General features: G+C 50.1%; 1 protein-coding gene. It reads right to left on the bottom strand.

Going from position 1 to position 451, the window contains the following annotated elements:
- A partial coding sequence (locus tag JW499_RS21695; protein WP_205212523.1) for a transposase occupies positions 1 to 353 on the bottom strand: 353 nt, incomplete at its 3' end.
- Between the last annotated feature and the right edge of the window lie 98 nt (positions 354 to 451).

Here is a 451-nt window from a genome sequence, read left to right as displayed (position 1 = left end):
GCAATCACATCCTCCATCCGCGTAATGAATTCTGCGATAGTGCTGTGGTGCGGCTGACTGTCTGCGGACAGGGCCATAAAGAGGACATTCTCCCGACAGGCCTGCGCGATTTTGCGGCTTGAAGTAATACCCCGTGAGTAGGCAAATAAAACGATTTTTAACAGGATGGCGGGATCATACGCCGGTGCTCCGTTGTAATCATTGCGATAACGGGATTCAAACAGGCTCATATCAAGATCATGATCAACCACATGACTGAGTGTATATTCAAAACTGCCCGGCTGAATCTGATCAGCAAAGCGCAGTGGTATCATCTTAGTCTGGTTGTAATCGTAATGTTTGTAGCGCGCCATCCCTTGCACCATCAGCGGTAAAGTTGTTTTAGTCGATTGTACCGGGAGTTGGTCCCGCAGGCCAAGGGCTGAGGGACTTATCCGACAGCCTCAACGCC

The organism is Amphritea pacifica (genome assembly GCF_016924145.1).
Lineage (GTDB): Bacteria > Pseudomonadota > Gammaproteobacteria > Pseudomonadales > Balneatricaceae > Amphritea > Amphritea pacifica.
Note: the sequence above shows the minus strand (reverse complement) of the source record. Positions and strands in the feature narration are given on the sequence as shown.